General features: G+C 63.0%; 13 protein-coding genes. 3 read left to right on the forward strand and 10 right to left on the reverse strand.

Annotated elements, in window-relative coordinates:
• The first annotated feature begins 270 nt into the window (after positions 1-270).
• Positions 271-486 (forward strand): Atu4866 domain-containing protein, encoded by a 216-nt coding sequence (locus OK411_RS12625; protein WP_056786820.1) that lies wholly within the window; start codon positions 271-273, stop codon positions 484-486.
• A gap of 45 nt (positions 487-531) precedes the next feature.
• Here OK411_RS12625 and OK411_RS12630 read toward each other — a convergent pair whose 3' ends face one another.
• The 5 genes from OK411_RS12630 to OK411_RS12650 all read right to left on the reverse strand — a co-directional run bounded on the left by OK411_RS12630 (position 532) and on the right by OK411_RS12650 (position 5,812).
• A complete protein-coding gene (locus tag OK411_RS12630) occupies positions 532-1,089 on the reverse strand; it encodes a flavin reductase family protein (RefSeq protein ID WP_056785061.1) in 558 nt (185 codons plus the stop codon).
• Between the two features lie 137 nt (positions 1,090-1,226).
• Positions 1,227-2,132, reverse strand: coding sequence for a LysR family transcriptional regulator (locus tag OK411_RS12635; protein WP_024012654.1), 906 nt, complete (start codon positions 2,130-2,132; stop codon positions 1,227-1,229).
• Between the two features lie 84 nt (positions 2,133-2,216).
• Positions 2,217-2,783, reverse strand: a complete 567-nt coding sequence (locus OK411_RS12640; protein ID WP_264365015.1) for a GNAT family N-acetyltransferase — start codon at positions 2,781-2,783, stop codon at positions 2,217-2,219.
• Between the two features lie 86 nt (positions 2,784-2,869).
• Positions 2,870-3,874 carry an NAD(P)-dependent oxidoreductase gene (locus OK411_RS12645; RefSeq protein ID WP_264365016.1) on the reverse strand — a complete coding sequence of 335 codons (1,005 nt, stop codon included), beginning with the start codon at positions 3,872-3,874 and terminating at the stop codon, positions 2,870-2,872.
• A gap of 114 nt (positions 3,875-3,988) precedes the next feature.
• Entirely contained in the window at positions 3,989-5,812 is a 1,824-nt protein-coding gene (locus tag OK411_RS12650) for an NAD(P)/FAD-dependent oxidoreductase (protein ID WP_264365017.1), read from the reverse strand.
• Between the two features lie 246 nt (positions 5,813-6,058).
• On the opposite strand from OK411_RS12650, the gene OK411_RS12655 reads away from it, so the two are divergent.
• A complete protein-coding gene (locus tag OK411_RS12655; protein WP_073474928.1) occupies positions 6,059-7,948 on the forward strand; it encodes a sigma-54-dependent Fis family transcriptional regulator in 1,890 nt (629 codons plus the stop codon).
• Positions 7,949-8,186: 238 nt separating this feature from the next.
• Positions 8,187-8,783, forward strand: a complete 597-nt coding sequence (locus tag OK411_RS12660; protein ID WP_264365018.1) for a serine protease — start codon at positions 8,187-8,189, stop codon at positions 8,781-8,783.
• Here the strand turns inward: OK411_RS12660 and OK411_RS12665 are convergent, their stop codons facing one another.
• From OK411_RS12665 to OK411_RS12685, 5 genes are all read right to left on the reverse strand, one after another.
• Entirely contained in the window at positions 8,784-9,971 is a 1,188-nt protein-coding gene (locus OK411_RS12665) for an HlyD family type I secretion periplasmic adaptor subunit (RefSeq protein ID WP_370593533.1), read from the reverse strand. It lies immediately after the preceding gene.
• A 5-nt stretch (positions 9,972-9,976) separates the two neighbouring features.
• A complete protein-coding gene (locus OK411_RS12670) occupies positions 9,977-12,139 on the reverse strand; it encodes a type I secretion system permease/ATPase (RefSeq protein WP_264365019.1) in 2,163 nt (720 codons plus the stop codon).
• The gene (locus OK411_RS12675) at positions 12,136-13,572 is read right to left on the reverse strand and encodes a TolC family outer membrane protein (protein ID WP_110599261.1); all 1,437 of its coding nucleotides are present in this window, start codon (positions 13,570-13,572) and stop codon (positions 12,136-12,138) included. Before OK411_RS12675 ends, OK411_RS12670 begins: the two co-directional genes overlap by 4 nt.
• A gap of 43 nt (positions 13,573-13,615) precedes the next feature.
• Positions 13,616-25,339, reverse strand: a complete 11,724-nt coding sequence (locus tag OK411_RS12680) for a BapA/Bap/LapF family large adhesin (protein WP_264365020.1) — start codon at positions 25,337-25,339, stop codon at positions 13,616-13,618.
• Between the two features lie 407 nt (positions 25,340-25,746).
• Positions 25,747-26,706, reverse strand: a complete 960-nt coding sequence (locus OK411_RS12685; protein ID WP_264365021.1) for an alpha/beta hydrolase — start codon at positions 26,704-26,706, stop codon at positions 25,747-25,749.
• Between the last annotated feature and the right edge of the window lie 59 nt (positions 26,707-26,765).

The raw sequence follows: 26,765 nt of genomic DNA on the forward strand, positions 1-26,765 counted from the left end.
GGCATGGACGCTGTCTATTGCCTAGTTCGCTTAGTCCTCTGCCTAGACGTTTCTGCGAGCGCCTGGAGCATTGGGCAAAACCTGCGCAGGAATTGCATACCGGCACCGCGCCGCGACTTTTTACTCTTGCTTCAAGTCCTGCTGAACGGCAGGAAACTCTGATCTGAAAACAGGAGTTCTAAAATGTCCGATGTCGAAATTCGCGTAGCCCCTGATGCGCAAGAACACGCCACGGCAAATTCAGCCGGCGATCAGGGCAAGTACGTTGGCATGTGGGTGACAGCCGACGGTCATATTCGCCATGAGTTGCTGCCAGGAGGGCGATATGACGAGGCTCGCGGTCGGCAAAAAAGCGCTTATCAAGGGCGCTACTGGCTGGAAGGCGACCACATCGAGTATGTGGACGATACTGGCTTTACCGCAGACGGAGAGTTTCGAGATAACGTGCTGTACCACGCGGGCATGGTGTTATATCCCGAGCGCTGACGCATAAGCCGGAATGAACATTCCGGCTTTTTTATTGGTGTCGTATTACAGATTCTGTGGGCGGAATTGATCGCGCAAATCCAGGGTTTCGCCCGCCACCATAAATTTCCCCTGCCCGCGGTAATGCAGGGTTTTGGGGTTTTTCACCGACGTAGCCACATGCGCCTTGACCACTTCCCACACGAACAGACCGTACTCGCCGATAAGATTGGAGTCGAACAGCTTGCACTCGAAATTGGCGTAGCACTCTTTGATCAACGGGGCCTTTACCCGTTCTGCGGGGGCGGCTGTAAGGTCAAATTGGGCAAACTTGTCGATGGCGCCACCGCTGCTGTTGCCGACGGCAACAACCTGGTCCACCAATTCGACGGTGGGCACGTTGATGACGCACTGCTGGCTGTTGTGGATCAGCTCGTAGCTGTGGTTTGCACTCCAGATGTAGCAGCCAAACAGGGCGGGGGAGAACTGCATCATCATGTGCCAACCCATGGTCATTATGTTGGTTTCACCTTGCCAGGCGGAGGTCACCAGGACGATGGGGCCGGTTTCCAGATGCTGGCGAACCTCGCTCAAAGGGAAGTCGGATTTTCGAAATGCGGTCATGGCGCCTCCGGGGATCAAAAGAGGATAAACAGTTGTTGTCAGTCGCTTTCGACAATTCAACTTTCCTGCTTTTTGACATGCACCTCTCCGGCAGCCTTGCTCAGGCTGTCGGATTTTTGCTCTTTTTCCTGGATTGATTACGTCGGCAAGAGCTGTTCGCCGAACCGCTTGATCAGCCACTGCCCAGCCGGACCGGGCGGCGAGTCGGTTCGATAAATCGCATCGAAGGCATAGGTGCCGCCTTTACAGTCGGGCATATCAAGCTCGACCAGGCGTCCTTCGTCCAGGTCAGACTGAACCATGGGCACCGGCATATTCCCCCATCCGATGCCCTCTTTGAGAAGCATGTGTTTGGCGCCCAGATCCGCCAGTCGCCAAGTGCGAGTGCTCACGACGGCAAAGTCCTTGTCACCCGTAAGCGTTGAACGATCCGATAGCACCAATTGAACAAACTCTCTGGCAGCGCCAGGGGATTTGGAACACTCGGTTGCAAGCGGATGTGCAGGCGCGGCGACCGGTATCAATTGAACACTGCCCACGCCGATGCGCTCGATGCCGTCCAAGCCAATGTCCAGCGGACCGCTGATGCCGACTCCAGCTTTCTTCTCCATCACCAGTTGGGTCACTGCCCCCAAGGCTTCCATGTGCAAGTGCAGAGTGACTGTGGGAAATTCTTCCCTAAAGGTCCTCAACGCATCGACTACTCGCTCGGCAGGGAGCATTACATCGAGCGCGAGGTGAACTTCTGCTTCAAGCCCATGCAGCAAACCGGAGACTTTTGCGCGCAGCCCATTTACGCCGTTGGTAATAGTGCGTGCTTCAGCCAGGACGGTTCGACCTGCCTCCGTCAGTTGCGGTTTGCGCGTGGTTTTGCGGTCAAACAGTGAAACCCCGAGCTGCATCTCCAGATTGGAAATGGAGTAACTCACCACCGATGTCGCGCGATGCAGTTTTCTGGCCGCAGCGGCAAAACTGCCCACTTCTACAACCGTCAGAAATACTTTCAGTTGATCAAGCGTTGGTGTTCCTGGATCGGAGATCATTTCTACTGTCTCGAACGTTTGGGGAGTACTTGTCCTGATTTTGCAGACAGCAGCATATACGCAAGATTGAGCACTTGATCGGCTCTAACAATCAATTGACCGGTTTGTTTCTTCGGCAAGCCATTCGCTGCGCGTGATCTCCCACACCTCCACAGGCATCGGCCCCGACACAAACTGGCCGTCCCGCGTTTCAGCCATCCGCATGCCTTCATCTTCGGAAATCTTGCGCGAGGCGTGGTTGGCGGCGGCCTTGGGCACCTGCATCAATGGGCGCATCAACGTATCGAACCAGAAGGCATTGATCACCTTGCAGGCCTCGCGCATGTAGCCGTTGCCCTGAAACTGAGGGGCGAGCCAGAAGCCTCGATGGTTACCCGGTTGATCAAACAGGCTGATACTGCCGATGCAGCTCTCGGGCTGAACGCGGGTGCGGATCATCCAGTGCCATTCCTTTGCGGCAGCCATCGCGGGCAGCGCGACATCGCGGACGTAAACAAGCGCGCCGTCGTCCGGATACGGCCACGGAACGCGGCTGTCGAGATAGCGCACGACCTCCCATTGCGGAAACAATCGTTGCACCGCCGCTGCATCAGTCAGTTGCAGCGGGGTGAGGATCAGGCGGTGGGTGTAAAGCGTGGGGATGCGATCCATGGCAATCAATCCTTGCGAGCAGTGGCGGGCAGCACCGGTACTCTCTCAAACGAGCAGTTCAAGTGTCGAGCGACCTGTGCGCGGTCTCACTCAAGTAGTTCGATCAACTCCCCACCGTCCTCTTTCAACCGCTGCAAAAACACCTGTGCCTCCAGCAATTGATAGGGAAAATACAGCCCCGGTCTTACCGGCGCTTGCCCATCCAGCCCAACCAGTCGCTCCAGCAGCATGGCCACGCTGAGCCCGGTCAACGCTGCTGCGCCTGATCGGTGAACCACGGCGTGGCGTGTGCGCAATGGCTGGCCATCGTGATCCGTGCCTTCGAGTTCAATGAGTATTTCCGTCGACATCGGCTGACCCTGACGTCGGGTCGAGCTGACGCCGCTGGCGAGGTTGAACTCGACGTTCGGGGCGCCGGTGGCGGCGGCCAGGCCGGTGACGTCGATCGAGGAAAAGCCGGCGCCCTGCATGATTGTGCCGTCGACGGCGCGGAAGCTGACCTTGGCGTCGTCGCCTTCACGCCAGATGAACTCGCCGCCTCTGCGGGTCAGTGCGGCGGGCAGCATCTTGTTCAGGTGTTCGAAATCGACGGCCACGGTCGGGCCGCCGCCGTCCTGTTCGTCGACCAGTGCATGAATGCGGATGTCATTTACGCGGGCGAACGCCTTGGTGAGGTGCAGCGTTGCCACGGTCGTGGCACCGACCATCCATTCATAGCCGAGGACAATGGGCGACGCGTCGGGCGAGTGGATGAAACTGGCGATCTGCGGGGCGATTTCGAACACGCCGGAAGAGATGCTCAGGTGCGGCACCTTGCGCTTTTGCGCAAAGCGCAGCCCGGCGAGGGCGTGGTCCATGTAGAACAGGACGATGGCGCTGATCGGGCGATCACCCAGCCCCAGATCTTCTGCGCGAGCATCGATGACCACACCCTGGGCATTGCCGATTTGCTCGGCGGTTTGCTCAGCCTTGGCGAGGTCGCGTCCGCCGATCAGCAAGGGGACGTCGGGATGCGCCGCGCGCAATGCGCGGGCTGTCTGGTGGCCGATGGCGCCGGAGCCGCCCATGAACAGAATGGGATGAAGTGGCATGAATCCTCCTCATTTTTCCTGGATTGAAACGTGCTTGGGCTAGACACCCTAGCACGCACTTTCCAGTTCGCCGGTGCGCTTGGTCTGCGCACCGACGAACGACCACTTGAGGAATCAGCCCAGATGATGGCGCTCTGCAAGGCGATAAACATCGGTGTCGAGGCCTTCGAAACGGGCTTTCAACTGCAACGCCAGATACAGCGAATAGTGCCGTGACTGATGCAGGTTGCCACCGTGGAACCAGAGGTTTTGCTGCTGGGTCGGCTTCCACATGTTGCGCAGTTCACCTTCATACGGGCCGGGGTCGTTGGTGGTGCCGGAACCCAGGCCCCAGCAGCGTCCGACCTTGTCGGCGACTTGCTGAGAAATCAGCTTCGCGGCCCAGCCGTTCATCGAGCCATAACCCGTCGCATAAACGATGAGATCGGCCGGCAAGCGGCTGCCATCGGTGAGCACCACCGCATCCGCTTCGATGCGTTCGACACCGAGGCCCGGCGCGCTCTTGAGCTTGATCGTGCCGTTGGCGATCAGTTCCGAGGCGCCGACGTCGATGTAGTAACCCGAGCCACGGCGTACGTATTTCATGAACAAACCCGATTCATCGTCGCCGAAATCGAGCATGAAACCCGCCCGGCTCAGGCGTTCATAGAAGTCCTTGTCGCGCTCCTTGATTGCGTCGAAGATCGGCCGATGAAACTGTGGCATGACCTTGTACGGAATCGAGGCGAACAGCAGGTCGGCCTTATCCGTGGTCAGCCCCGACTCCAGCGCCTCTTCGGAATAAAGCCCGCCGAAAACCAGTTCCATCAGGCTGTCCGAACGCACGATGTGTGTGCTCGAACGTTGCACCATGGTCACCTCGGCGCCGTTTTCCACCAGATCGGCGCAGATGTCGTGGGCTGAATTGTTCGCGCCGATGACCACTGCGCGCTTGCCTTTCCACGCATCGCCGCCGGGGTGACGGCTCGAGTGATGTTGCTGACCCTGGAAGTCTTCGGCGCCGGGATACATCGGCACATTCGGTACGCCAGACATGCCGGTGGCGAGGATCAGTTGCGTCGGTTGCAGGGTGACGGGATCGCCGTTGCGCAGGACCTCCACGGTCCAGCGGCCAGTCTCTTCGTCAAACGTAGCGCCGAGGCATTCAGTGCGCGGCCAGTAGTTGAGTTCCATGACCTTGGTGTACATCTCTAGCCAGTCGCCGATCTGGTCTTTCGGGGTGAACACCGGCCAGTGGTCGGGGAAGGGCAGGTAGGGCATGTGGTCGTACCAGACCGGGTCGTGCAGGCACAGCGACTTGTAGCGGCCGCGCCATTGATCGCCGGGGCGTTCGGCTTTGTCGATGATCAGCGTCGGTACGCCCATGCGTTTGAGCCTTGCGCCGAGGCCGAGCCCGCCCTGACCGCCGCCGACGATCAGGCAGTACGGTTGCGTGGTAATGCCCAGCGCCGCTTCTTCATCGCGGCGGCGCTCCAGCCAGTTGCGCTTGTCAGCGTGGGCATGGCCGTGGCTCGCGCCCATCGGCCGGCGGCGGCCGCTGGGTTCTTCGAAACCCTTGAGCTCGCGCATGGTGGTCAACAAAGTCCAGCACAGACCGTCCTTCAGGCGCACGTAGCCTTTGCCACGTGCGGTGTCGGTTTCCAGGCTCATCCAGCCTTCAAGCACGCCATCGGTGAGCGTGGCTTCACCTTCGAGTTGCCAGCGTTCGGGCCGGGTCTGCTCAAGGCGTGTTTCGAGCATGTCGCGAATCGCCGGTTTGCCTTCCAGGGTGACGAGGTTCCAGCTGAACAGCAGCAAGTCACGCCAGTGGCATTCTTCGGCAAACAACTCCAGCGTGCCGTCCACATCTCGTTGCGCCAGACGTTCGCCGAGGCGTTCGACCCAGGCCGCAAGTTGCGCTGTTGGCGATTGCAAAGGGGTTTCAATAGCGATGTTCATGGGGCCACTCCCGATCTTGTTGTTTTGGTAAGCCATGGCATCAGAGCAAGGCTTGGGCCATCTCATTGAAAGGCGCGGGCCAGAGCGTTTGATGCAAAGGCCGACAAGGCTTGGCGCAGGCGAAATGTCACAAATTCGAGAATCGCGGATGACACTGTGTCACTCGGCGCGAAATTCCCCCGCAACGAGCTTTTCATCTAAGCTGCGGACACACCCGTGTCTTCACCGAAGCGGAGAACAACAACAATGAAACCGGCCTCGATCAACGCCCACGCGCGCCAGGTACTGCAAGCCGTGCAGGGCTCTGTTGCCAGCCACAGCGCGGCGGCAGACCTGGCGATCACCCGTTCGTGGCGGCGCTGCCTGGATCAATACCAGCTCGATCCGGCCAGCCGCCGCGCGCCGGATGTGCTTGAACAGGCACGTTTGCGCGAACACCGTGCGCCGTTGGAACACATCATCTCCGTTGCGCATTGGCAGATGAACAGCCTGCATCAGCAACTGGGACGTGACGGCCATGTCGTGCTGCTCACCGATGCGCGCGGCGTGGCGATCGACAGCGTGTTCAACGAAGCCGAACGCGGCGAGTTCCAGCGCTCCGGGCTGTGGCTCGGCTCGGTCTGGAGCGAGGAGCACGAGGGCACCAACGGTGTCGGCACCTGCCTGGTCGAGCGCCAGCACGTGACCATTCGCCGCGACGAGCATTTCCGTGGCCAGCACGTCGGCCTGACCTGTTCGGCCAGCCCGATATTCGACGCCAGCGGTGAGTTGCTCGCCGTGCTCAACCTGTCCTCCGTGCGCGAGGAAAGCAGCCTTGAGCAACGCTTCAAGGCCATGGCCCTGACCAATCTGTCGGCCAGGTTGATCGAGAGCTGTTTTTTCCTCGGCCACGATCCGCAACGCTATTTGCTCCGGTTTCATCCCGACGCCGGGTTTGTCGGGCTGCTGGGTGAAGGCCTGCTCAGCTTCGACGAGAGTGCGCGGATCTGTTCGGTGAATGCGGCGGCGCTGGATCTGTTGGGCCTGAGCCGCGAGCAGATGGTCGGGCAGTCGTTGACCATGTTGCTGGAAACGCCGATGGAGCAGTTGCTCGATCAGGCCAGTGCTCAGGCGCACGTCTGCTGGCCGATGCGCCTGGCCGACGGGCGCTTGTTCTACGGCCAGTTGCGCGAACCGATCCGCTCCGCGCCGTTGACCCTTGCGCCTGTCCCGCCAATCAAGGATGAGCGCGTGTGCCTGGAAGACCCGCGCCTGCAACGCGGATTCGCCCGCGCACTCCGTGTACTGGAGCGTGACGTGCCGGTGTTTCTGCAAGGTGAAACCGGCACCGGCAAGGAGGCCTTTGCGGCAGCGCTGCATCGCGCCAGCTCCCGCGCCGGCCAGCCGTTTGTCGCGATCAACTGCGCGGCGATCCCCGAGACGCTGATTGAAAGCGAGCTGTTCGGCTATCGCGGCGGCAGCTTCACCGGCGCGCGCAAGGACGGCATGGTCGGCAAGCTTGAGCAGGCCCATGGCGGCATTCTGTTTCTCGACGAAATCGGCGACATGCCCCTCGCGCTACAGACCCGTCTGCTGCGCGTGCTCGAAGAGCGCCAGGTTGTGCCGCTGGGCAGCGCAACGCCGCGACCGCTTGATGTACGCCTGATCAGCGCCAGCCACCAGAATCTGCCAGCCTGCGTGGCCGACGGACGCCTGCGCGAGGACCTGTTCTATCGCATTGGCGGTTTCGCCGTGGAACTGCCGCCGCTGCGCGAGCGTTCCGACAAGGGCCGTCTGCTTGACCTGCTGCTGCGCGAAGAAGCGGCGGGCGCCACTGTGCGGCTGCAAGCGGGAGTTCGAGAGCGCTTGCTGGCGCAGCCTTGGCCGGGCAACGTCCGGCAACTGCGCACCTGTTTGCGGACGTTGGTGGCGTTGGCAGTGGAAGGCCGGGTCACGCTGGAGGACGTGCACGAGTTACTGCCCGCAAGTGACGACCAACCTGTTGACGATCCACTGGGCGTATCCGAACGGCAAACTCTGCTCAGCATGATCGAAGCTGAACACTGGCATGTCGCGCGAGTTGCCCGTCGTCTGGGGATTAGCCGCAATACCCTGTACCGCAAGCTTCGTCAGCATGGGATCACTCGACCTGGTTGAAGACAATCGCGATCATTTGCGTTCATTCGCTGTTGATTGCGCGTATTGCCTGGAAATTGCTTGGATCCAATAATTAACTCACTATATCGCATGCCGACAAGCGGTAGGCTTAGCCTATTGCTCAAAGTGATGGCGCAATGACATATTGCAGCACCTTTCCTCACTTCAAGATGTACCGAAAATGCGCCCCCTCAAGTCACTTGTTGCAGCGTCGTTGCTGCTCAGCGGGTGCAATGGAATGCCAGTCGCTTTTGTTCAGGATCCTGTTTTAGACCAAGCCTTTATCGTCCACTCCGGCGCGCCTTTGCCTTACGTGCTGATGGGTTCGGCTGTGCAATGGAATGAAGACTTCGCCGTGACGGTGAAGCACATTCCTTACTTGTCGGGCACGGTTTTCCAGGGGCAGGCAGACGTGCAGTTCTTCCGCCACAAGGCCAATAGCGTGCCGGCGTGGCGCGGCTACAAGCCGGGCGAGGAGCTGACTTCGGTGGGCTTCAATTCGCTGTACATGTCGGTCAAGGGCACCGGCCAGGCGCTGCCGGCCATGGTTCGCCTCGACGTCAAAGAGGGCAACGTGCTTTATGGCACCCATAATGGCGCACTGGCCAAGGGCATGTCCGGCGGGCCGGTGTTTTCCGCCGATGGCAAAGTGGTTGGCATCAACGTGGCGTTCCTCACCCGTGACGATGTCAGCCGCCTCAAACGTAAAGACCTGCTCGATCAACCGCGCGTAAGCATCTTTTTGCCGTACGCGGAGATCAATCGCGAGTGGTCGCGCTATCAGGCCAGCATCACCCCGACAGCGCCACCAGCGACCAAACTGGCCAGCCGCTGATCAGCGTTCGCGCAACGCTTCGCGGGCGCGGTTGAGTGGTTTGATCAGGTAGTCGAGCACGGTTTTTTCGCCGGTACGGATGTCCACCGTGGCGATCATCCCGGGCACGATGGCGAAGCGTTTGCCGGCCTTGTTGCGCAGCTCATCCGAAGCGGTGCGGATGAACACGCGGTAGTAGAAGATCTCCGGCTTGGCTTCGTCCTGAATCGTGTCCGGCGAGATCGTCACCACTTCGCCGTCGAGGCTGCCGTAGATCGAATAGTCATAGGCGGTGATTTTCACTTTCGCCGCCTGGCCCGGGTGAATGAAGGCGATGTCGCGCGGCGAGATGCGCGTCTCGATCAGCAGTTGTTCATCGAGCGGCACGATCTGCATGACCTGGCCGTTAGGCGCAATGACGCCGCCAATCGTGCTGACCTCGATGTCCTTGACGATGCCGCGCACCGGCGAGCGCAGGGTCAGGCGCGATAGTGAATCGGTGCGACCACGGATCACCGCTTCGAGCATCTGCGCTTCGGCGTTGGCCTTGGCCAGGTCTTCGCGGGCGCGGACCATGTAATCGGATCGGGCTTCGGTGGCCTTCAATTCCAGCTCCGAGCGTTGACGGGTCAGGCGCAGCACTTCAACCCGGCTCGAGGCGCCGATCTTCGCCAGGTTTTCAGTGATCGCCAGTTCGCTGCGCACCAGTTTCAGCGAGCTCTGAATACCGTCGAGGGTTTCCGCCAGCCCTTTGCGCCGGGTCTGGTAGAGCTCGGTTTCGGCGCGGATCAGATCGGGAAACTCCTGCAGCGATGCGTCGAAGGTCAGCGGCTTTTCGCTGACTTCGGCCTGCAAGCGGTTGACGCTGGCCAGCGCCGCGCGGTACTTGGCCGCGCTTTCGCCGACGTTGGACTGGTTCTTCACCGGGTCCAATTGCGCAAGGATCTGCCCGCGCTCGACCAAAGCACCTTCGCTGACATTGAGCTGCTCAAGAATGCCGCCCTCCATCGACTGAATCACCTGCTCGCGCGAGCTCGGCACCACTTTGCCGGTGCCGGTCGAGACTTCGACGATTTCAAACCACGCGGCCCAGGCAATGAAGCAGGCGAGCATCAGCGCGCAACCCCAGATCACCTTTGCGCCACCGGCAAGAGCGCGCTCATCGCGGCCGTCGAGGTAGGACATCGGGTCCGGCACGTCGGTCATCATCGGCTTCATACCGCCACTCCTTTACCCGGTGCGCGCAGCCGCGCCAATGCCGCGTCGCGGTGGTCGTCGATGACGATACGCCCATTGTCGAGAACGATGATCCGCTCGACCAGTTGCAACACACTGACCCGGTGCGTGGCGACCACCAGCGTTCGGCCCTGGGTCCAGGTCGCGAGTTTTTCCAGCAGCAAACGCTCGGTGACGTCATCGAGCGCGGCCGTCGGTTCGTCGAGCAACAGCACTTGTGGCTGACGGATCAACAAGCGCGACAGCAACAAGCTCTGACGCTGACCGCCCGACAGGCCCAAGCCACCTTCAAGCACTAAATGATCCATGCCTTTGGGCAGCTGACGGACGAAATCCAGCGCGCCAGTGACAGTCAGCGCGGCGATGATTTCCTGATCGCTGGCCTGCCCGGCGCCGAGGGTGATGTTGTCGCGCAAGGTGCCGTGAAACAGTCGCGCCTGTTGCGACAGCAGGCCGACGTCGCGGCGCAGATCGGCCGGATCCAGATGTGCCAGGGCGATGCCGTCCAGGGTGGTTTCACCGCTGCTCAGATCCACCGCGCCGCCCAGCGCTTGCAGCAGCGTCGACTTGCCAGCACCGTTGCGGCCGAGCAGGGCGATGCGCTCGCCGGGCCGAATGCTCAGGTCGATGTTGTGGAGCGCCGGGGTCGCTTCCTCGCTGTAGCGAAAACTGGCCTGACGCATGCGGTAATCGCCGCGAATCGCCGGCAGGTGCACGCGCTGACTGCCTTCGGGATGATCCACCGGCATCTGCATGATCCGGTTCAAGCCTTCGAGCGCGACCTTGGCCTGCTGCCATCGGGTGAGCACGTGGGTCAGTTGCGCCATCGGCCCCATCATCCGCGACGACAGAATCGACGCCGCGACCAGACTGCCGGTGGTGAGGTCGCCGGCAATCACCATCGGCGCGCCGAATACGATGACCACTGCGAACACTCCGCCTTGCACGTTCTGCGTCCACGCCACCAGGCTGTTGGTCAAGGTGCGCAGGCGCAGGCTGCTGTCCGCCGAGGCGGCGTTGTACTGGTTCCACTGTTGCTGGAATCGCTGCTCGGCCTGCAATGCCTTGATGTCGTCGAGGCCCTGAATACTCTCTACCAGCATGGCGTTGCGCAGCGCCGCTTCACGCATCGACGCATTGGCCAGTCGCGCCAGACGCGGTTGCGCGATGATCCCGGGCAGCAACATGAACACCAGCGCCACCAGTGGAATCAGCACCAGTGGCCCGCCGATCAAATAGAACACCAGCAGGAACAGCAGGAAAAACGGCATGTCCGCCAGTGCCGTGGCGGTGCTGGAGGTGATCAGGTCGCGGATCTGCTCCAGCTCGCGCAACTGCGAAATGAACGAACCGGTGGATTTCGGCCGGGCGGAATTGCGCAGGCGCAAAGCGTGGCCGAAGACCAGATCGGAGACGCGCAAGTCGGCGCGTTTGCCCAGCACATCGGTGATGCGCAGACGCAGAATGCGCATGACGAAATCGAACAGCAGCGCCAGCATCACCCCGCCGAACAACACGTACAGGGTCGGCAGCGACTCGGCCGGAATCACCCGGTCGTACACCTGCATGGAAAACAGCACCCCGGCCATGCCCAGCAGATTCGCGACCAGTGAGGCGATCATCACTTGGCTGTAAGGCCGCAGATCGGTGAGGACGATGCGCCGGAACCAGTGCTCGTCGTAGGGCTTGATGTAATCGTTGGTGCGCACGTCCGCCACCGGTTGCGTCGGACGCAGAATCACCGTGCGCAGCGCCTGCTCGGCGAGCGCGCCAGCCTCCATGCGGCTCTGCAAACCCTGGTCGCCACTGAAGCAGATGCCCAGCTCGCCGGTTTCGCCGATGCTTTCGAGCACGCCGACCTGACCGTCGCGCAGTTGCACCACCAGCGGCGTGCGCCAGCGACTCAGGCTCTTGTTATCGAATACCGCGAATTTCACGCTCAAACCGGCCTGACGCGCCATGTGCCGAACCACTTCTTCGACGCGGCCTTCGCTGTGCACCGAGGCCAGACGCACGCTTTCCGGCGAGACGTCGAGGCGATAGTGACGGGCGACCTTCAGCACCGCTTCCAGCCACGGTGAATAATCGTCGCGAGCTTCGGCAGCAGCGGGTTCGGGAACAGTGATGCTGGCATCGGTCATGGCAGGATCTCGACATTCTGGATGGCGCTGTGGTCGATGCCGAAGACCCGGCGAATCGCACCGCTGTTGTAGAAGCAGTCGATCTGCAGGCGTTGCAGATCAGCCTGGGTGTTGACCAGATCGAAGCGCGACTGATGGATTTCCTGCTCGGCGTTAAGCAGGTCGAGCAGCGGTCGCGTGCCCAGTTCCAGGTACTGGCGGCCATACAACATGCGCGCCTCGGTGATGCTGGTCTGGCGAAATTCCAGCGAGCGCAGCCGCCGGTTCAGACCCGAGGTTTGCGCCTGGGCTTCGGCCAGACCCTGGCGCGCTTGCAGACGGGCGAAGTCTTCGGCCGAATCCGCTGCGGTCAGCGCATGCCCGGCGGCGCGGCTGCGCGCACTGATCGCGCCGCCCTGATAGATCGGCACTTCGAGGTTGAGAAAGATCCCCGCCTGGGTGCGATCAGCGCGCGAGTTCTGATCGTCGTAGTGGTCGTCCAGGTATTGGTTGACCGACGGTTGCAGCGACAGGGTCGGGTAGGCCTCGGCTTTGGCCTGGGCCAGCTCGGCCTGGGCCTGGGTGCGTTGCGCGGCGGCTTGGAGAACGGCGGGCAGGGTGTCGGAAATCTTCGACGCGTCACAGGCCTGAGTCAGTGTCGGCGCGGCGGCGGCGCTGACCGCCGGCGGCGTGCGCCGTCCGAGCAGACTGGTCAGGGTCGCTTGCCAGCGTGCGTATTGCGCCTTGAATTCCTGCAACGTCGCCGTCGCGCCTTCGGCCCGGGACTGCGCCTGAACCATATCGGAGCGGGTGCTGGCGCCCATGTCGCTGCGTTGCTTGGCCAGGTCGACGATGCCACCGATGCCCTGAATCTGCTCGCGGGCAACCTCGAGCAGACGCTGATAACGCTGCACCTCGATGTAGGCCCTGGCGGTGTCGCGGGCGATGTCGTCAATCGCCAGCAGAATCCCCGCCTGACTGCGCGCCACCCGGGCGCGGGCGGCGTCGACCGAGCTGGAAACCTTGCCGAAGTCATACAGCATCTGCTTGAGGGAAATGTTCACCGATTGGCTGCCGGCATCGCTGCCGTAACCGCTGGTGTAGCCACCCTTGATGCCGCCGGTGACCTGCGGGTAATAGCCGGATTCGGCGACGTTGACCCCTTCGCCTTGCTGGAACAGGGTGCCGATGGCTTCGCCGATGCGTGGGTGCCAGTCCACGGCCAGCCTGACCGCTTGTTCTAGCCCCAACGCGTCCGCATCGGCGGACGCTTTCAGAGCAGGGGCAGGGCGCTGACGGCTTTCATTGCCTGCCGGTTGTTGCAGTTGCGACGGGCTGATGCTGCGCAAGCTGCTGTCAAGGTTGTCGTCGGCGCGAATGCCGACGGTGAAAGCGGGGTAGAGGCCGATGGTCAACAGGACCACCGGCCATTTCTGGCGAAAAACTGACTCCACAGACTTCCCTTACTGTTGAGAGACCAACGTTCGATGTCTTGTTTCAAACCACTTGAATGCCGTTCTGTACCCACAAGTGGTGGCTCGGATCCTCCTGTGCCGTGTATTGAACATAGTCGATGCCGTCGGCCTGTTGCGTGCCATCGGCGACCCAGCCATCGGTCATGTGCACGCTGTCCCTGTCGTCACCCTTGATCAGCAGGGTGTTGTTGTCCGAGGACGTGATCGCCAGCAGATCGCTGAGATTCAATGTCAGCGCGACCGCACTGGAATGGTTGAGATCGAGGATCTCGACGTTGTGGATCTTGCTCTGCAGATCGCCGAGGTTGATCGACACGTCGCCACCGGCCCAGAGCAGGGTGTCGGTGCCGCTGCCGCCGTCCACAGAGGTGAACTGCTGGTCGGCGATGATCAGCGTGTCGTCGCCACCGCCACCTTGCAGGGTCACGGCGCCACCGTGCGAGCCGTCGAGGGTGTCGTTGCCCTCGGTGCCCTGGATCAAGTCACTGCCAGTGGCATGGGCCAGACCGAGGTCATCGCTGGCCAGTGCCGAGAACGCGGTGCTGGCGAATGCGCCGGCATTGTTCAGGTCGATGGTCAGCGTCGCGGTATCCACGGTGCCGTTGGGGTGGGTGAGTTGGTAAGTGAAGGTGTCTTCCTGGCCGATCACCGCATCGGTCAGCCCGGCCTTGAGCGTGTAGGTGTAGTTGCCGTTGGCCTGAACCACCAATGTGCCGTAGTTGCCGACCAGCGACACGCCGTTGTAACCCGGCGCCACGTAACTGCCGGCGACCAGTACGCTGAGCAAGGTGTACACCGAGCCCAGCACATCGGCGCCGCCGCCTGCGGTGTCGGTGAGCAGGTTGCCTGACACGGGCGTGTAGCTGCCGACCACGAACTGGTTGTTGTAGGTCGCGACGTTGATCAGGCTGGTGTTGACGCTGGTCAGCAGGCCGAGGCCGCCCACTGCCACCCGCACCTGATAACTGCCGGCGGTCTGGTCGTCGAACTTGATCCCGTAGTTGCCGCCGCCGAGATTGAGCAGGGCATTGCCGCCGTAACTCTTGACCAGCACGTACTGGTTGGTCGCCGTGTTGAGCTTGTACAGGCCCACCGTCATCGAACCGAGCAGCGCCAGCAGGTTGCTCGAATTGACCACCACGGTCAGGTCACTGACGGTATCGGCCGCGACCACGGTGTTGTAGTTACCACTGCCGCCGCCCAGCAGCACATTGAACGTGCCGAGGGCGGAGTTGGTGGTGACTTCGCGGTTGATCAGGGTGACGTCGGTCGAGGCGATGTCCGCTGTGGCATCCACCACCAGTGCCGGGCTGCCAAGGTTGGCGTCATTCCACACTTCGCTGGCTTGCGGGCTGTCGATGCGCACGTACAGATTGGCGGTGTCACTCAAGCCGTTCGGGTGCACCAGTTGGTAGTTGAACACGTCGACTTTGCCGACGCTGCCGACACTGCCGTTCGGTTTGTAGCTGTAGTTGCCGTTGGCGTCGATGGTCAGCGTGCCGTACAACCCTTGCACCGTGGTGCCGGCACCGGCGCTGACCCAGGCGCCATTCTTGAATATCTGCAACTGCGCGCCGTTGTCCGGGCCGGTCTGATCGACCGTGCCATCGACGCCGACGTTGGTGATGACGTTGCCGGTCACCGCTGGCCCGGCAATGCCGTTGAACTGGGTCAGGCTGCTGACATCCAGTTGCAGCTGGGTATTGACCGTGGTCAGCACGCCTATACCGGTGCTTGAAACCGTCAGTCGATAATCGCCTGACAGCAGGTTACCGATGTCGACCCGCACGCCTTGGCCGGCGAGCGCGATCAGGTCGAGCAGGCCGCCGCTGCCATTGACATCCAGAGTGACCCAGTTGCCGCTGGCATCCTTGACTTGCAGGGTGTAGACCACGCCATCGATCAGCGAAATCAGGCTGCTGGTGGTCAGCGTCAGGGTCGGATCAAGACGCGTGCCGCCGGCGACGGTGAAGGTGAAGGTTTTCGAGAATCCGGCCAGCAGCGTGGTGAACGAGTCGTTGAAGGTCTGCGAGGCGGTGACCGGGGCCAGCGTGACGGTGCCGACGGCGAGGTTATCGCTGGCGATCACTGGCGCGTTGACGTCGACGTCCGGCGCAATGACGTTGGCGGCCACCGAAACGTTGCCGCGTGCGTCGCTGAGGTTGACGGTGAGGTTTTCACCGTTGATCTGCGCACTGCTCAGGGTGACGGTAAACACGCCGAGGTTGTTAACCGTAGCGGTGCCCAGAACGCTGCCGCTGGCCGACTTGATGGTCACGGTTGCGCCGGCTTCACCGGTACCGGTGACAGTGAGGCCATCGGCACCGACCAGCAGCGCGGTGGCCGCCGCTGGAGGCGTCAGGTCTGGCGCCGTCGCGGTCGCCGCAGCCGATACGTTGCCACTCGGATCGGCCTGGGTGACGCTGAGTGCCTGGCTGTTGATCTGCGCCGAGGCCAGTGCCACGGAGAAACTGCCGTTAGCGGCGACGGTGGCGGTGCCGAGCACCACGCCGCCGACGCCTCGCACGCTGATGGTCGAACCGGGCACGCCGACGCCAGTGAGCACGGTGCCGCTGCCATTGACGCTGACGCCGGTCGGCGCGCCGGGCGCGGTAATGTCCGGCGCTGTCAGGCTGGCGTTGGGCGACAGATTGCCGGCCGGGTCGACCAGACGCACGGTCAACAGCTGCCCGTCGAGTTGCGCGGTGTTCAGGTTGAAGCTGAACGTGCCGCCACTGCCTACGGTGGCGGTGCCAATCAGCGCGCCGCCCGGGCCGTAGACGTTGACCGTCGCACCGGCTTCGCCCGTACCGCTCAAAGTCAGACCGTTGGCAGCGAGCGTCAGACCGCTGGCTGCAATCGGCGCCTGCACGTCAGGGGCCGTCAGATTGAAGACCTGCGACAGATTGCCCGTCGGGTCGGCCTGTTGGACGTTGAGCTGTTGGCCGTTCAGTTGCGCGCTGGACAGTTGCACGGTGAAGGTGCCGCCAGCATTGACCACGGCGGTGCCCAGCACGGTACCGGCTGCGTTGGTCACGGTGACGGTCGCGCCGGCCTCACCCGTGCCGCTGACGGCCAGGCCAGTACCGTTCAAGCTGACATTGCTCAGCGGCGCCGGCGCTGTGGTATCGGCGACGCTGAGGTTGGTAACCGGCGAAACGTTGCCCGCCGCATCACTCTGCGTGACGCTCAGCTGCTGGCCGTTGAGTTGCGCCGATGACAAGGTCACCGAGAACGAGCCATTGCCCGCCACCGTCGCCGTGCCCAGCACCGTCCCACCCGCAGCGCGAACAGTGACGGTGGCGCCAGCTTCACCGAGCCCGCCGAGGACCAGACCGGCACCGCTAAGGACCAGCGCCGTCGGAGCGGCCGGGGGAGTGATATCGGGCGCCGTTACGTTAAGCCCGGATGAGGTGTTATTGGACGCATCGGTCTGTGTCGCATTGAGCACCTGACCGTTGACCTGCGGGGTATTGAGCTGCGCGCTGAAGGTGCCATTGGCGCCAACCGTCGCATTGCCCAGCACCACGCCGCCCGCGCCGGTGATGGTCACCGATGCGCCGACTTCGCCGCGACCGGTGACCAAAGTACCGTTGGCGTTGACCGCCAGATCGCTGAGTGGCGCCGGTGCCGAGGTGTCACCTGCGGTGATTTCAGTCGGCAGCGAGGCACCCCCCAGCGCAGTGTTGGCGGTGACTTCGAGGCTTTGGCCGTTGATTTGCGCAGGCGTCAGCACCACGCTGAACGTGCCATCCCCGCCGGTGACGCCGGTGCCGATCAGGCTGTTATCCGGCGCGTAGACATTGATGGTGGTGCCGATCGCCGCCGTGCCGGTCAGCGTCACGCCGTCGGCTGTCAGCACAAGATTGTCCGGCGCAGCCGGCGCTGGCACTGCCGGAACAGTCAGGTCGGCGTCTGCGGACACATTAGTCGCGACGTCTGTTTGATTCACTGTCAGCACTTGCCCGGTGGTGATGCCCGGGGCCAGATCGATCAGGAATGTGCCGTTGGCCGCCACCGTGCCGCTGCCGACAACATTGCCCAGCGCATCGGTCACCTCGACACTCGCGCCGGCTTCGCCACGACCGGCGAGCTGGCTCAGATCGCCGCTGATGGTCAGACCGGTGACGGCATCCGGAGCCGTGGTATCTGCCGCCGGGTAGAGCAGCTCTGGCGATGCGTTTTGCGCCTCGTCCGTCGCGATCACCGACAACAACTGACCATTGGCCTGAGCCGGATTCAGCGTGACTGTGTAGGTGCCGTCGCTCAATGCCACCGCTGTGCCGAGCACGGTGCCGGTGGCGGACAGCACAGTCACGGTGCTACCGGCTTCGGCGGTCCCGGCGAGCAAGGTGCCGGCGCCGGTCAGCGATGTCACCGTTGGTGCGATAGGTGCAGTGCTGTCCGGCGCGTCCACCAGTACGGGCTCGGACTGGTTGTTTTGCGCGTCGGCTTGCACTACCGAGAGCGCGCGGCCATCGAGTTGCGCAGCCGACAACGTGACGCTGAAACTGCCATCTGCCGCCACCGTCGCTGTGCCGAGCACCACCGCGCCGTCAAGCACGGTGACGGTTGCGCCGGGCTCGCCGGTACCGGTCACGGTCAAGCCGTCCTGGCTGACGTTGAGGTCGGCCACTTCCAGTGGATCAGTGCTGTCGCCCGCTTGCAGAGGTGCTGTGGGTGAAATGTTTGAAGCCGGATCAGTCTGATTGACGCTCAACAGCTCGCCATTCACCTGCGGCGGATTGAGGGTCACGCTGAACGAGCCATTGCCGGTCACGGTTGCCGAGCCCAGTACCGTGCCAGTCGCGCTGAGCACGCGCACCGTGGCGCCGGCTTCACCGGTACCGGTCAGTGTCAGGCCATCAGGCGTGAGAACGAGGCCGGTGGGCGCAGCGGGCAGGGTGATGTCCGGCGCAGTGACGGGCACGATTGGCGAAGGATTACCTGCGGCATCGCGCTGGATCACCGACAAAGCTTCACCGTTGAGCAGAGGCTGGTCCAGGTTGACGCTGAAACTGCCATCGGCCGCGACGGTGCCGGTGCCAACGATGGTGCCCAGCGCATTGGTGACGACTACCTGCGAGCCCGCCGCACCGGAGCCGGTGATCAGGCTGCCGCTGGCGTCGATCTCGACATCGGTCAGTGCTGCAGGAGGCGTGCTGTCAGGTGCCGTCAGGGTGCCGGCAGGCGAGGCATTGCCGGCCGCATCCGCCAACACCACGAACAGCGCTTGGCCATTGGTTTGCACCGGAGCCACGGTGATCTGGAAACGGCCATCGCTGCCCACGGTGCCGGTGCCCAGCTCGGTACCGTCTGCGGATGTCACGCGGACAATGGCGCCGACTTCGCCGGTCCCGGTGAGGGTGTCGCCATCGGCATTCAGTTGCAGATCGGCCGGCGTCGCTGGCGGCGTCAGATCCGGTGCGGTGATCGACACCGGCGCGCTGACGTTGCCGGGTGGATCGGCCTGCTGCACGCTGAGGATCTGTTCGTTGATCTGCGGCGGATTGAGGGTGACGCTGAAGGTGCCGTCGCCGAGTACCACGCTGGTGCCGAGCAAGGTGCCATTGGCATCGCGCACGGTCACGGTCGCGCCGGGTTCGCCAGTACCGATGACCAGCGCGCCGGACGAGTTGATGTCGACGTTGTCCAGTGGATCAGGCGGGGTGAAGTCCGGTGTGGTCAGGTTCACTGTCGGCGAGTCGTTGCCCGCTGCGTCGGCCTGGACCACGGTGATCACTTCGGCGTTGGTCAACGCCGGGTTCAGTGGCAGGGTGAAGGTACCGGTCGCGCTGACCACGGCGGTGCCAAGCACGTTGCCGTCGCTGTCGATGACGCGCACCTGCGCGCCCGGTTCGCCGCGCCCGGTCAGGCTTGCGCCGTCGCCGCCGATGCTCAGTTGCGAAACGGCCGCTGGCGGTGTGCTGTCGACCGAAGTGAACGGCGTGGCTGCCGAGGTGTTGCCCGCCGCATCCGTCAGCGACACGGTCAGCGCCTGGCCATTGGCTTGCGGCGTGGTCAGGGTGATCGCAAACGTGCCGTCGATGCTCACGGTGCCGGTCCCGACCAGCGCTCCGGCGGCGTTGTACACGTTGACCGTGGTGCCGGCCTCACCGGTACCCGACAGCAAGGTGCCGTCAGCGCTCGCCACCAGCGCCGCCGGCGCATTGGGCGCGAGCAGGTCCGGGGCGATCAGGTTGACGCTGTTGGATTCGTTGGCGGCGGCGTCGGCCTGGCTCAGGCTCAAAGTCTGGCCAGAGGTCTGTGCCGGGCTGAGGGTGACGCTGAAGGTGCCGTTGGCCGCCACCACCGCGCTGCCGAGAACCGTTCCACCGGTGCCGAGCACGGTCACGGTGGCGCCGGCTTCACCGCGCCCGGTCAGGGCCGTGCCGTTCGGTGCCAGACTCAGTTCGCTGAGCGGCGTTGGCGCGGCGATGTCGGCAGCGGTGTAGTCGGTCGGTGACGAATTGATACCGGTGCTCGAGATTGCCACGGCAGACAGCTGTTCGCCGTTGAGTTGCGCGGCGTTGAGGGTGACGCTGAAAGTGCCATTGGCCGACACCAGCGCGCTGCCGAGCAACACGCCCGAGGCATTGCGAATGCTCACGGTGCTGCCGGCGGTGGCCGAGCCGGTCAGGGTCAGACCGTCGGCGCTGAGGGCCAGATTGGTCGGTGCACTTTCCGCCAGATTGCCCGGCGCAGTCACCGGCGCCGCCGGTCCGGTGTTGCCGGCAGCATCGATCTGCACCACGGAAAGATTCGATCCAGCCACCGCAGCCGGGGACAACGTGACGCTGAAATTGCCATTGCTGGCAACGGTCGCAGTACCCAGCAAAACACCGCCGGCATCGCGAACTTCCACGCTGGCGCCGACCTCGCCGATGCCGGTCAGGGTGGCACCATTGGCGCTCACCGCCAGATCGCTCGCCACCAACGGCGCCGTGCTATCGACCGCATTGACGATTGCCGGGGCTGACGGATTGCCTGCCGCATCGGTGGCCGTCACGTTCAGCGACTGGCCGTTGGTTTGCGGGCTGTTGAGAGTAATCTGGAAAGTGCCGTTTGCGGCCGCCGTGGTGGTACCGAGAAGATTGCCCTGGCTGTCGCGTACGGTCACCGTACTGCCGGCCTCGGCGTTACCGGCCAGTTGCACGCCGGCAGCATTGAGCGTCAATGCGCTCGGAATCGCCGGCGCGGTCAAATCCGCGGCGATGACTTCAACCGCCGTCGAAACGTTGCCCGGCGGATCTTCCTGAGTGACGGTCAGCACTTCGGCATTCAGTTGTGCTGCGTTGAGGGTGACAGTGAACGCACCGCCACTGCCGACCTGCGCGGTGCCAAGCAACGTGCCGTCGGCGCTGCGCACGGACACCGTTGCGCCCGGTTCGCCATGACCAGTGACGGTGACGCCGTCAGCATTCACCGCGACTTGGGTCAGTGCAGCTGGTGGGCTGATGTCGGGCGCATTGACGCTGGTCGACGGCGAGACATTGCCGGCAGGGTCGGTCTGGTTGATCGCCAACGCCTCGCCGTTGGTCGGCGCTGGCGCCAGGGTCACACTGAACGCGCCGTCCGCGCCAACTACGGCGCTGCCGAGCACGGTGCCGTTGGCGGTGGTGACATTGACTGTTGCGCCAGCCTCACCTGTGCCGCTGAGGGTGCTGCCATCGGCGCTGATCAGTGGATTCTGCACAGCGGCCGGCGGGGTGCCGTCGACGGTGATCACGCCAGTGGACGTCGAAGTGTTGCCGTTGGCGTCGGTCAGAGTGACCTGCAGGGTTTCGCCGGTGTTCTGCGCGTTGGGCAGGGTGACCTGGAAGTTGCCGCTCTGATCGACCACGCCGGTGGCCAGAACATTGCCGGCGGCATCGCGCACGGTCACGGTGCTGCCGGCTTCGCCCTGGCCTTTGACCACGGTGCCGACGTCATTGATCGTAACGCCAGTCGCTGCGGCTGGCGGTTGCAGATCGCTGGCAATGATGCCGGCAGGTTGCGACAGGTTGCCAGCGGCGTCGCTCTGGATCGCGGTAAGCGCCTGGCCATTGAGCTGCGCCGGCGTCAGCGTCAGGCTGAACGTGCCGTTGCTGGCGACCAGCGCAGTACCGAGCACGGTACCTGTGGCGTCGGTGACAGTGACCGTCGCCCCGGCCTCACCGCGTCCAGTGAGTGTCGTGCCGTTGGTATTCAGCGCCAGATTGCTCACCGCGTCCGGCGCTGTGCCATCGATCGCCGTCACCGTGCCCGGAATCGACACGTCACCGTCGGGACTGGTGGCCGTCACTTGGAGAACTTGCGCATTGATCTGTTTGCTACTGAGCAACAGGGTGAAGCGGCCGAAGCTGTTGATCAGACCTGAGCCGAGCACCGTGCCGCTGCTGCTGGTCACCGTCACGGTGCAACCGGGCGTTCCGGCGCCCGTCAGGGTGAAACCATCGGCACTCAAGGCCAGATCGGTCGGGGTCGCGACCTGGCTACCGTCCAGTCCTGCCAGCGGCACGACGGGCGAATCATTACCGCCGCCATCCGTGCTGATGACTTCCAGATTGCCGCCAGGCTCGGCCGGTGGGCTGAGGGTCACGACAAAGCGGCCATCCGCATCGGCCGTCGCGGTGCCCAGCACAGCGCCACCGCCGGCAATACTGACGGTGACCGTGGTGCCCGGTTCGGCAAGGCCAGAGACCTGCGTGCCGGCCGGGTTGAGCGCGAGATCGCTGACCGCTGCCGGCGGGGTGCTGTCCGGCGCGGCAACGGTGCCTGGCAGCGAACTGTTGGCGCCGTCCGACACCACGACTTGCAAGGCTTCGCCATTGGTCTGAGCCGTGTCGAGGTTGACCGTGAAGGCGCCCGTGCCGTCAGCGGTCGCGGTGCCGATGACGTTGCCGTCGGCATCCAGCACCTGCACCGTGTTATTGGGTTGCGTGGTACCGGTGACGGTGGCACCCGCCGGATCGATGAGCAGACCGCTCGGTGCAGGTGGGGCGGTGATGTCCGGTGCGGTGACCGGCGTGGCCGGCGAGGGCAGGGCGCTCGCATCGGTCTGGATCACACTCAGCACCTGACCGTCGAGCTGAGCCGGACTCAGATTGACGCTGAAACTGCCGTCGCTGGCGACCACCGTAGAGCCGAGCACCGTGCCGTCGGGCGCGCTGACGGTTACGGTGCTGCCCGCTTGCCCGGTGCCGGTCAAGGTCACGCCGTTACTGGCGAGCACGACATTGTCCGGCGCCAGCGGCGCGGTGGTGTCCGTCGCCGTCAATGGTGTGCTGGGGGAAACGTTCACGCCATCCGATTGGCTGACTTGCAGTTGCTGGCCTTCGATCTGCGGGCTGTTCAGCGGCACTGTAAAGGCGCCGCTGCCGTCGACGATCGCGGTACCCAACACATTGCCGGCCGAATCCTTGACCGACACCGTGGCACCGGGCTCGCCGGTGCCACTCAGTTCAGTGCCACCTGCATTCAGCGTCAGATCCGAAGGAGCCGTTGGGGCCTGAATATCCGGCGCTTCAACTGGAACTGCCGGCGAGCCCGACGGCGAGCCATCGGTCTGCACGACGCTGAGGTTCTGGCCATTGGTTTGTGGCGAGGACAACGTGACTTCGAACCGGCCGTTGCTGCCGACGACAGCTGTTCCCAGCACGGTCCCATTGGTGTCAGTGACAGTAACGGTGGCGCCGATCTGACCCGCGCCGGAGACCACGGCGCCATTGGCGGAAATGCTTACATCGGTCACGGCAACCGGCGTGGTCAGATCGGGTGCGATCACGTTGACCGGCGCCGAAGGATTGCCGTCCGCGTCGGTCTGGATCACTTGCAGCTGTTGCGCATCGGTCTGTGGTGTGGAAAGTGGAACGGTAAAATTGCCGTCGGCACCCACCGTGCCGGTGCCGATGATATTGCCGGCCGGATCGCGCACGATGACCGAGGCGCCGATTTCGCCTTTGCCGGTCAGCGTCTGTCCCTGGCCATCGAGTGTCAGGTTGGACACCGCCGCCGGGCCTTGGGTGTCAGGCGTTACATAGGTCAATGGGGCGGAGGTGTTGCCAGTGGCGTCGCTGGCACTGATCTGCAACGTTTCACCATTGTTCTGCGGGCTGCTCAATTGCACCGTGAACGTGCCATCCGCAGCGACCACTGCCGAGCCGAGCAGATTGCCGTTGGAGTCGCGCACTGTCACGGTCGAACCGACCTGGCCGCGACCTTTCATCTGCAGGCCATCCACGCTCAGGGCAACGTCGCTCGGCTGGGTCAGTCCGTCGAGATCAATGGCGATAACGGTCGCTGCTGGCGAAGGGTTGCCGGCGGCGTCGGTGACCAGCACGCTCAGCGCCTCACCATCGATTTGCGCGGCGCTCAGTTGCACGGTGAACGAGCCATCGGCTGCGACTAAAGCCGTGCCGAGCAGTGTGCCTTGGGCATTGGTGACGCTGACTGTGCTGCCGGGTTCGCCACGGCCGGTGACCGAGAGGCCATCGCTGCTCACCGTCAGATCCGTAGCAGCGGCGGGGCCGGTGATGTCCGGCGCATTGAAGGTGATGGCCGGCGATTGCGCACCGGCGCTGTTGACTGCCACGACACTGAAGGTTTCACCGTTGGCCTGCGCACGAATCAGCGTCAGCAGGAAAGTACCGTCAGCGGCCACCGCCGCGCGCCCGAGCAATTCGCCGTTGGCGGCACGGACTTCGATCGTGGTGCCGGCCCGGGCGGTGCCGGTCAGCTGGCTGCCGTCGCTGCTCAAACCGAGATTGCCTGGCGTCGTCGGTTCGACGATCTCCGGCGCGCTGACCGTTGCGCCGGTCGAGATATTGCCTGCGGCATCGGTGGCATTCACTGTCAGCGGCTGACCGCCGGTTTGCGCGGGGCTGAGGACGACGCTGAAGGTGCCATCGGCCGCAACCACGGCGCTGCCGAGCAGGCTGCCATCGGCGGCGCGCACCTGGATGGTCGAGCCGACTTCACCGGTGCCGCCGAGTTGCGTGCCGTCGGCGCTCACAGCGAGGTTGCCAGGCGCAGTGGGCGCGGTGGTATCCGGCGCAGTGACCGTACCCGGCGTCGAAACGTTGCCCGCAGGGTCGGTGAGCGTGACGTCGAGCGGCTGGCCATTGTTCTGTGGCGTACCCAGGTCGACCTGGAAACTGCCATCGGCGCCAACGGTACCGGAACCCAAAAGGTTGCCGGCTGCATCGCGTACCTGAACGACACTGCCAGCTTCGCCAAAACCACTCAGCACCCGGCCATCGGCCGACAAGGTTAATCCGGTCGCGGGCGCCGGAGGCGTCGCGTCTCCACCGCCACCACCACCACCGCCGCCGCCCCCACTTCCGCCGGCAGCGGCTGCCGCACCACCCGCGCCCAACAGGCCAAGCCCGGCAATCGCCCATGCCGGCGTCGCCCCATCCACCACACCGACGCCAGCGATCAGCTCGTCCAGCGAATTGATTTCGTCAAAGGTAAAGCCATTGAACGGCTCGGCGCTGTAGCGCGCCTGCCACAGCGTCGCGTCGTCACCCTGAAAGACAATGTCATTGGGCACGCCGTCAGGGCTGGTGACAAAGAAATTGGAGATTTTGATTTGCTCGCCAGACTTCAGATTGACGATCAAATCCTGACCGCTGCGACTGGTCGACGCCAATTGATCGGGCCGAACCGGCATTTGTACAACTGAAGGCTGACTGAGCTGAACATTGCCCCAGTTCTGGGCAGTGAGCTGAGAATTGGCTTTGTCGGCAATGACGATGTTGTCCATTACTACTCCCTGTAAATGGGTGGGGCGGACGTCCACGGATGGTTTTAAAACCATAGATAGGGAGTGTCAGATGGGGCTGCCTGATTTTTGACGAGTGTATGAATGGGCCATTTGCCCACGTTTATCTCTTTGAAAAACTGCTCTAATCAGGTCGTTACCGTTTGTCGGGACGTTGGATCCAAGCGGTTTTTGGGTGCAACAAAATGTGTCGTTTTCGACATTATCCAACGGAACGCTGGAAAAGGTCCGGGCGGAATCGCCGAGGGTGATGGCTAAGCGATATTGAATTTCTCAAAGCGCGGGCCATCCTCCGCAGTTGCCTGTCTGCGAAGGTGTTAATCAAAAAGCGTAGAAGGGGAGGAAGGCTTTGTATAAGAAATCCTGTTGTACCGTTTCAGCTGTTCTTTCTATCCCTCAGCAGTTAATGCGCTAGCTATCGATCGCCGAAGTGATCGGACGATATCCAGCGCAGACTGATCGCTAACGCTGCCGGGGCACTGATCAAACATATGTGGCGCCCCAGGGTAGACATGCAGTTCGACGGCAACCCCGGCGCGCGACAGGCGCAGGGCAAATGCAATGTCCTCTTCCAGAAACAGATCCAGCGCCCCGACGGCCAGAAACGTCGGTGGCAAGTCACGCAGATCGTCTTGCAGGGCCGGCGAAAACCAGCCAATTGGCAGATCATCCAGCGCTTGGTCAGCGCGCAGGCACTCCCAACAGAACTGGTTGGCTTGCGCCGGCCAGCCAATCACTCCGGTCGTGCTGTTCTGCTGAGGCGAGGCCGCGCTGCCCGAACGGTGATCGAGCATCGGATAAACCAGCACCTGACTGGCGATGGAATACTCGCCGCGATCCCGCGCCACAATGGCCAGCGCTGCTGCCAGCCCGGCGCCGGCACTGTGGCCCATGACGATTACTTTGTCGGCGTCGATGTTGAGCGTTTGCCGGTGGGCGAAAACCCAGCCAAGGGCGGTGTAGCAATCTTCTAGGGGAATAGGAAAGGGGTGCTCTGGCGCGAGACGGTAATCGACGGCGACGATGATCGCCTGAAGGTTTTCGGCGAGGTCAGCCAGATAGTCATCGGCCATTTCGGGGCAACCGAGGACGAAACCTCCACCGTGGATGTACAGGATCACCGCAAAATTACCGTCCGCTGCTGCGGCGGCGGGCCGGTAAAGACACAGGCGCAAATTCTCACCGTCGTGGGCCTTGGTCCATAGGTTTTCTCCGAGCGCTTGTTCTCGGGATTTGAATGTCGCGTGAACACGCTCCCTGATCGCGGGCAGCGTTCCCAACGTCCAGGCTTCTGCGCCGGGGGTTAAAAAGCTTTTGAAGTCGGGATCCAGCAGTTCATGTGCTTTCACGTTCGGCCTCCTGGTTGCGAATGAACGAGCGCCTCGGATGGAGGCGCCGCTCACGGTGG

The sequence above is a fragment of the Pseudomonas sp. RG1 genome (assembly GCF_025910115.1).
Classification (GTDB): Bacteria; Pseudomonadota; Gammaproteobacteria; order Pseudomonadales; family Pseudomonadaceae; genus Aquipseudomonas; species Aquipseudomonas atacamensis.